At 42.8% G+C, this 8,792-nt stretch carries 7 protein-coding genes; all 7 read right to left on the bottom strand.

Annotated elements, in window-relative coordinates; genetic code table 11:
* Positions 1 to 1,977: hypothetical protein (locus A0739_RS01475; protein ID WP_061586818.1), on the bottom strand; the 1,977-nt coding region annotated here is incomplete at its 3' end.
* 115 nt (positions 1,978 to 2,092) lie between these two features.
* Entirely contained in the window at positions 2,093 to 3,214 is a 1,122-nt protein-coding gene (locus A0739_RS01470; protein ID WP_061586817.1) for a CHAP domain-containing protein, read from the bottom strand.
* Positions 3,215 to 3,313: 99 nt separating this feature from the next.
* Entirely contained in the window at positions 3,314 to 3,580 is a 267-nt protein-coding gene (locus tag A0739_RS01465; protein ID WP_001278165.1) for a Veg family protein, read from the bottom strand.
* A 1-nt stretch (position 3,581) separates the two neighbouring features.
* A complete protein-coding gene (gene dnaB, locus A0739_RS01460) occupies positions 3,582 to 4,934 on the bottom strand; it encodes a replicative DNA helicase (RefSeq protein ID WP_061586816.1) in 1,353 nt (450 codons plus the stop codon).
* Between the two features lie 43 nt (positions 4,935 to 4,977).
* A complete protein-coding gene (gene rplI, locus A0739_RS01455; protein WP_061586815.1) occupies positions 4,978 to 5,430 on the bottom strand; it encodes a 50S ribosomal protein L9 in 453 nt (150 codons plus the stop codon).
* Positions 5,427 to 7,400, bottom strand: coding sequence for a DHH family phosphoesterase (locus A0739_RS01450; protein ID WP_061586814.1), 1,974 nt, complete (start codon positions 7,398 to 7,400; stop codon positions 5,427 to 5,429). Before A0739_RS01450 ends, rplI begins: the two co-directional genes overlap by 4 nt.
* Positions 7,401 to 7,545: 145 nt before the next feature.
* Positions 7,546 to 8,724, bottom strand: a complete 1,179-nt coding sequence (locus A0739_RS01445) for an acetyl-CoA C-acetyltransferase (protein ID WP_061586813.1) — start codon at positions 8,722 to 8,724, stop codon at positions 7,546 to 7,548.
* Between the last annotated feature and the right edge of the window lie 68 nt (positions 8,725 to 8,792).

Below are 8,792 nucleotides of genomic sequence, written 5' to 3'. Positions count from 1 at the left end.
AGCATCCTTGCCAATCACTTCTTTAGCTGCCTTGATCGCTGCTTCCTTATCGGTAATAGAGGCATCCTTGTTGATATCATCGATGGTTGATTTTTCGATGCCTTCAAGAGTTGAAAGTAATTCGCTGTGAGCTTTGTCTTCCGCAGCTTGCTTAGCTTCTTCCTCTTTCTTGGCTTCCTCAGCTGCTTCCTTGTCCGCTGTAGCCAGTTTAGCTTGGTCTTGGCTTGAAAGTTGAGATTGAGTTTTTGCTTCGGCTCGTGTTACCTGATCGCTGTCTTCTGCCAAGAAATCTGCCAGTAAGTCGGACGCTTCGATATCTCCATCTTCGATAGCTTTCAAGATAGCATCCTTGCCAATCACTTCTTTAGCTGCCTTGATCGCTGCTTCCTTATCAGTGATAGTGGCATCTTTGTTGATGTCGTCAATGGTGGATTTTTCGATACCTTCAAGAGTTGAAAGCAATTCTGTTCGAACTTTTGCTGCTTCTTCCGCTGCTTCCTTGTCGGCTGTAGCGAATTTAGCTTGGTCTTGGCTTGAAAGTTGAGATTGAGTTTTTGCTTCGGCTGGTGTTACCTGATCGCTGTCTTCTGCCAAGAAATCTGCCAACAAGTCGGACGCTTCAATGTCACCTTCTTCAATGGCTTTCAAGATAGCTTCCTTGCCAATCACTTCTTTAGCTGCTTTAATCGCCGCTTCCTTATCAGTGATAGTAGCATCTTTGTTGATGTCGTCGATGGTTGATTTTTCGATACCTTCAAGCGTTGAAAGCAATTCGCTGTGAGCTTTTTCTTCCGCTGCTTGCTTAGCCTCTTCTTCTTTCTTAGCTTCTTCTACTGCTTCCTTATCTGCTGCAGCAAGTTTGGCTTGGTCTTTGCTTGAAAGTTGAGATTGAGTTTTTGATTCGGCCGGTGTTACTTGTTCACTGTCTTCTGCCAAGAAATCTGCCAATAAGTCTGAGGCATCAATGTCGCCATCTTCGATGGCTTTCAAGATGGCATCTTTGCCAATCACTTCTTTAGCCGCCTTGATTGCTGCTTCCTTATCAGTGATAGTGGCATCTTTGTTGATGTCGTCGATTGTCTCTCTTTCAATTTTTTCTAGGGTAGCGATTAAATCTGAGCGAACTTTAGCTGCATCAACCTGGGCCTCTTTATCAGCTTCGTCTAACTTAGCTTGGTCTTCATCTGTGAATTCTGATACAGGTTCAACTACTGTTTTGTGCTCGCTCGTATCTGCTGGCCAGTCTACAATAACATCACCAATCTCCAAATCCTCATCTGCGATAGCCTTCAAAAGGTCTTCTTTACCGATCTCTTCTTTGGCTTCTTTGATGGCCGTTTCTTTATCGGTGACTGAAGCGTCTTTTTTAATATCTTCAATTACAGCATTTTCAAGAGATTCTAGGGCTTGAACCAGAGCATCCGTCGCTTGAGAAACTTGTTCTTTAGCATCTTTTTCAGCCTGGTCTAGTAGAGCCTTCTCCTCAGTAGATAATTTTTTATTAGTTTGAGCTTCAGGACCTGTTACCACAGCCTTATCTTCTGCACCTTCTGGCAATTCAGCGATGATATTATCTAGGCTGAGCTCTCCAGACTCAAGAGTGTCTGAAATATACATCTTACCGATATATTCCTTCACAGCTTCAGTTGCAGCCTCTTTGTCCTCAATTGCTTCCTTATCCTCAATATCACTAATAGCCTGTTCCTCAAGTTCATCCAAAGCCTTCATCAACTCTTCTTTGGTCATCTTAGCTGGATTTGTCGCACCAGGATTAGCTGGACTAGCGTTTTCTGATCCCTTTTCAGTTTGAGCACCGCTCTCCCCTTCTGTTCCAGCTTGTGGTTGTGCAGGAGCAACTGCCTGCTCTTCTGCTTTCCCTTCATTTGCCTTAACTACTGAAGGCTGTGAAACGAGTACACTAGCACCCAATACAGCTGCACTTGCTAAACTTGTTAAAATAACTTTCTTCTTGTCCATTAGATGATGCCCCTTTTTAGTTTTCGATGTTATTATATTATATTCCTTAACGAACGTCAACTAGTTTGTTATAGCTTTTAAAATTTTATCAACAAGAAGAAAGCTTGTATAATGTTTAAGAAACACTTCCTATTCTTACCCCATCACTGTCTAGTCTGTAGCCATCAATAATCGTATTAACAGCTAAGGCTCCCGAAGCATCGACATAGTAATGTTTACCCAAGACTTGGAACCATTGACTAGCTTTCATCCGACCAGATTCCTCTAAGTAATACCAAGTTCCCTTGTCTTTAACCCATCCCGTCTGCATCTCACCCGAAGCCTTTAGATAATACCAGTGAGAGTCATCCTTAATCCAGCCAGTTGACATGGCCCCATTTTCTTTTAAATGATACCAATTGCCATTAACTTTTTTCCATCCTGTCGCTAGCTTACCATTCTCTCGGTAATACCAACTCCCTCCTTCTTTTTTCCAGCCTTTCACTGTATTGATTAACTCTGCATACTGCACATATCTTCTAGCACCACTGTAGGATAGATAGCCGAGCCACTTATATCCATCCTTTTCAATAACCTGGTCATAGCTTACACTCTCACCAGCATAATAGTAGTCAATAACCTGTCCTGTACTTGATGGTTGGTCCATAATAGGCGATTTCCCCGTGAATACCATTGTCCCACTAGACGGAAGCTCTGAGCTACGAGCATTCTCACCCGCACTATGGCTAGTAGATAAATCCTTGAAATGAATAAAACCTGTCATCGAACTAGCCTTGACTTTTCGACGGTTATACTTTTCTCGAACCCCATAGTTATACTCTTCAATTTCAATCGTATCCCCTGATACATTTGATACCCAGGCCACGTGCCCATAATAACCTTCTGTCGACCAGGCAATAGCCCCAACTTCTGGCTTAGTATCCACACGGTAGCCTTCTCGCCTTGCACGATGTCCCCATTCATTCGCATTTCCGTAAGCAGGAGGAATCTCAAAGCCATTTACACTACTCAAACGAAAGGCCGCAAAGGAGGTACACTGGCGAGAATACATCCGCCACTGATCGATTTCAACACTACCATTTTTGTAGTGAAGCGGATAGTCATCTCCACGCGCTACACTGTCGGCCTGAACTGATTCCCCACCAAACAAAAAGGTACTTGTAACAAACAAAGTAGCCAGCCCTACACTCAACTGAGTACAGCTACTCTTCTTAACTCCTGATTTTAAAAACGTCATTCATTCTCCTTAATAATATAAATTTCCGAGGTTCCCCTCGTTTATACTATTCGGGAGAAAAAGAAAAAAGTGAGCAAAGCTCACTTCATTTTAGGATTCTTAGTCTAGATAGCGAATCAAATTCTTTTCTGTCAAGATATCTGAGTAGGTGAAGGATTCAACGTAGACATTGGCTTGTTTGTCTCCTTCAACATCCCCAAATTCAACGATAAATAGAGATGGATAAACCTCAATTAGCTTACCCAATCTATTTTTTTGGCGCTTACGGCCATTCTCCAAAGTCATTTCAACGACTTGTCCCTCATGTGCCTTGATTTCTTCTTTGATTTTTTTCATCTTGGCTACATCTGTAAATGCATCTGACATCTTATGCCTCCCTCTTTGAGATACTTGAAAATTTATTGTATTCTTTTTGGAAAATCAATTCCACCGTTCCACGAGCTCCACTACGGTTTTTCTCGATGATAACCTCAACCTTGTTATTTGGAATTCCTTCCTCTTCTTCACCCGCACGACCGTAGTAGTCGTCACGGTATAGAAAGGCTACGATATCCGCATCCTGCTCGATAGAACCCGATTCACGAATATCAGACAAGACTGGTCTCTTATCCTGACGCTGTTCAACTCCACGAGATAACTGACTGAGAGCAATTACTGGAACCTTTAGCTCCTTAGCTAGAATTTTTAACTGACGAGAAATTTCAGAGACTTCTTGTTGGCGGTTCTCACGACCAGTCCCTGTGATAAGCTGTAGGTAGTCGATCAAAATCAAGCCTAGATTACCTGTTTCTTGAGCCAGTTTACGTGAGCGCGAACGAATTTCCGTGATTCGAATCCCTGGCGTATCATCGATATAGATACTCGCGTTAGCTAGGTTCCCTTGAGCAATGGTATACTTTTGCCACTCCTCATCAGTCAATTGACCTGTACGGATAGAATGGGACTCCACTAATCCTTCGGCCGCCAACATACGGTCTACTAGACTTTCCGCACCCATTTCCAGTGAAAAGATGGCAACCGTCTTGTCCAACTTAGTCCCGATGTTCTGCGCAATGTTTAAAGCAAAGGCTGTCTTACCAACCGCTGGTCGCGCCGCTAGAATAATTAACTCCTCCTCGTGGAGACCTGTCGTCATATGGTCCAAATCACGATAGCCTGTAGCAATACCTGTGATATCCGTTGTTTGTTGTGACCGAACTTCTAGGTTCCCAAAGTTGATATTCAGAATATCTCGAATATTCTTGAAACCACTGCGATTGGCGTTTTCACTGACATCAATGAGTCCCTTTTCTGCTTGAGCGATGATTTCATCTGCAGGCTTAGAAGCTTCATAGGCTTGGTTGACAGACTCTGTCAACTTGGAAATCAAGCGACGTAGCATAGCCTTTTCGGCAACAATTTTAGCATAATACTCCGCATTGGCTGAAGTTGGTACAGAGTTGACAATTTCAACAAGGTAAGACAAGCCACCAATATTTTGGAGATCCCCTTGGCTATCCAAAATCGTTCGAACCGTCGTCGCATCAATCGCTTCCCCACGATCCGACAAGTCTACCATCGCTTGGAAAATCAACCGATGAGCATACTTAAAGAAGTCGCGAGAATCAATGTATTCTCGGACAAAAACGAGCTTACTCTCATCTATAAAAATAGCCCCCAGAACAGATTGTTCTGCTAAAATATCCTGAGGTTGAACTCGCAGTTCCTCTACTTCTGCCATCCGACTTTCCTTCCTTTTACAATCTTGTCAAGAAGTTGTAAACTTAACCTTCTTTTACACGAAGATTGATGACACTTGTAACATCTTGATAGATCTTCACTGGTACATCAATCAAACCTACTGCTCGAATTGGTGCTTGCACTTGAATATTGCGTTTATCAATCTTAATACCAAACTGCTTTTGCAATTCTTCTGCAATTTTCTTGTTAGTGATGGAACCAAATGTACGGCCATCTGGTCCAACCTTTTCAACAAACTCTACAACTGTTTCTTCTGCCTCAAGCTTAGCCTTGATGGCTTTTGCTTCAGCAATCATTTCAGCATGAGCCTTTTCTTCTGATTTTTGTTTTCCACGCCACTCACCCACTGCTTGAGCAGTTGCTTCCTTGGCCAAATTCTTTTTAATCAGGAAGTTTTGAGCGTAGCCAGTTGGTACTTCCTTAATTTCGCCTTTCTTCCCTTTTCCTTTAACATCTACTAAAAAGATTACTTTCATTCTTCTTTCTCCTTTTCCTTTAGTTCTTCCAAGATTAGTTGAGTCAATTTTTCTCCTGCTTCCGACAAACTCATATCCTCGATTTGCGCGGCAGCTAGATTAAAGTGACCTCCACCACCCAACTCTTCCATAATGCGTTGCACATTGATTTTACTACGACTTCGAGCCGAGATAGAGATAAATCCTTGTGTATTTTTTGCTAGAACGAAGCTGGCTTCAATACCAGACATAGCTAACATAGCATCGGCAGCTTTACTGATAACAACTGTGTCATAAGACATTGAGTCCTTAGCTTGGGCAATCAAGATATCTGAACCTAACTTACGACCTTGTAAAATGAGTTCATTTACCTCACGGTACTCTTCAAAATCTGTCGCAGCAATCTCCTGGATAGCAATACTGTCACTTCCCCGTGTTCTCAGATAGCTAGCCACATCAAAGGTTCGGCTCGTCACGCGAGATGTGAAATTCTTGGTATCCAGCATCATACCAGCCATCAAAACACTGGCCTGCATACGACTCAAACGATTTTTCTTAGAATTTTGGAACTGAATCAATTCTGTGACCAACTCACTGGCACTACTTGCCCCACTTTCAATATAGGTGATGACTGCATTCTCAGGGAAATCCTGATCACGTCGATGATGGTCAATGACAATGGTTTGCGTGAATAGATCATAAAAACCTTTGGACAAGGTCAAAGCTGTCTTGGAATGATCCACTAGAATCAACAAAGAGCGCTTTGTAACTAGCCTCATCGCATCAGACAGAGGCAAGAGCTTGGTGACACCCTCTTTTTCCAAGAAGTTGATAGCCCGCTCGATATCTGGCGACATTTGATCTGCATCGTAGACTGCATAACTGTCTTCTGTAATATTGCTCGCAAACAACTGCATACCAACCGCTGAGCCCAAAGCATCCATATCTAGATTCTTGTGACCAACTACAAAGACTTGATCTACACTTCGAATTTTATCTGAAATAGCTGTCATCATGGCTCTAGTACGTGTTCTTGTTCTCTTAACAGAGGCTGCGGAACCACCACCAAAATAGACTGGGTTCTTGGTTTCATCATTTTCCTTGACAACTACCTGGTCACCACCACGAACCTCGGCTAGGTTCAAGTTTAGGAGAGCAACTTTTCCTATCTCATCATGATTTCCATCACCATAAGAAAATCCCATACTTAAAGTCAAGGGCAATTGTCTCTGTTTCGACTCTTCGCGGAAAACATCAATGACAGAGAACTTATCATTCATCAATTCCTCAAGCACGGTATAATCAGTAAATAGATAAAACCGATCCATCCCCACTCGCCGAGAAAACATGGCATACTTCTCCGCAAACTCCGATACAAAGTTGGCCACAAAACTATTGATATGACTGATATCCGAATCCGAAGTTGCATCTTCTAGATCATCGTAGTTATCGACCGAGATGACCCCAATCACTGGTCGACTCGTTACCAATTCAACAGTTGCTTCATATTCCCCTGAAACGTCAAAGAAATACAGGACACCCGAAGCCTTGTCCATATGAACGGCATAGCGTGTTTCCCCCAAGGTAGCGTAAGAACCTGGGTTCCCCACCGAAGCTTTGATGATGGTTTGAATCAATTCAACATCAATTTCGCCTTCTTCAGTAGTCAAAATCAACTCAGCATAAGGATTAAACCATTCCACTTCGCCAGTAGATAGGTCTAATTTCAGAACACCAACCGGCATTTGTTCGAGCAGCGTGTTTAAACTATCTTCAGCTTGATGATTTACGTATTGGATTTGTTCAATTTCGCTCTTTTCATACTGTTTTTTTTGCCAGACAAATAAAAGCAGATAAAGAAGTACAAATAAAAACAAGACACTGATTGTTACAGCAAGATTATGTGAAAAAATAATCAGCAAAGTTAAGATTCCGAAAGTTGCAATTCCTAGCAAGACTGCAGAAAACGGGATTAAATTATTTTTTTTCATTCTAAACCTCTTGCGCATTATTATATCACAAAAACCCTTAAAAAGCGACCTTTTAAAAGATGCAAGCCCTTCATTTCTCTAACCTCAGACACAAAAAGAGGAGGGAATCATCACCCTCCTACCCACGTGTTCAGATCACTAACACCTAACGTTCAACGATGAGGGCTGTTCCCATCCCTCCTCCGATACAGAGAGTAGCTAAACCAGTTTTAGCATCACGTTTCATCATCTCATGTACCAGCGTTACTAGGATACGGCAACCGGAAGCCCCAATTGGGTGACCAAGAGCAATGGCGCCACCATTGGCGTTGACAATATCTGTGTTAAAGCCAAGTGTTTTCCCAACCACACAAGCCTGGGCAGCAAAGGCTTCATTTGACTCAATCAAGTCGAGATCATCAACTGTCAAATTGCCTTTTTCAAGAGCCTTGCGAGTCGCATAAATCGGCCCACATCCCATCATCTTAGGGTCCAAACCTGCACTTGCATACGAACGAATGCGAGCAATCACTGAGAGTCCTAATTCTTCAGCTTTTTCAGCACTCATGACCAAGACAGCCGCTGCCCCGTCATTGATACCGGAAGCATTTCCCGCTGTGACAGAACCGTCTTTTTTGAAAACAGGATCTAGCTTAGACAAACTCTCTAAGCTAGCATCTTTTCTAGGATATTCATCTGTATCGAAAACGATAGGATCGCCTTTGCGTTGAGGAATGACCACCGGAATAATCTCTTCTTTAAAGCGGCCAGATTCTATAGCCGCCACTGCACGTTTTTGTGACTCTAAAGCAAGAGCATCTTGTTCTTCTCGACTGATACCATATTCTTCAGCCACATTTTCAGCTGTAATCCCCATATGGTATTCGTTAAAGGCATCAGACAAACCGTCCTTAATCATAGTATCTACCGCTTTTGAATCTCCCATACGGCCACCCCAACGGAAACTTGGCAAAACGTATGGCGCCTGACTCATGTTTTCTGCACCACCAGCTACGATAATATCTGCATCGCCACATCGAATCGCTTGAGCAGCCAACTGCACGGCCTTCAAACCGGAACCACAAACCTTGTTGATAGTAAAGGCTGGTGTAAATTCAGGGAGTCCTGCATGAACGCTCATTTGACGAGCTACGTTTTGACCTAAACCTGCGCCTAGGACATTCCCCATAATCACTTCGTCTACCTGCTCTGGTTTGACATTGGCTCTTTCCAAAGCACTCTTAATAACCAAAGCTCCCAAATCAACAGCTGAAACATTCTTCAAACTTCCTCCAAAGGAGCCTATTGGAGTTCGTACTGCAGAAACAATCACCACGTCTTTCATAACTGCCCCCATTTATACCTTTTATAATATTGCAATACAAAAGTGGTTTACACGGGTGTAAACCACTT

The sequence above is a fragment of the Streptococcus oralis genome (assembly GCF_001588645.1).
GTDB classification, from domain to species: domain Bacteria; phylum Bacillota; class Bacilli; order Lactobacillales; family Streptococcaceae; genus Streptococcus; species Streptococcus oralis_AB.
The sequence above is the reverse complement of the archived record's forward strand: the minus strand, read 5'-3'. Positions and strand labels throughout refer to the sequence as shown.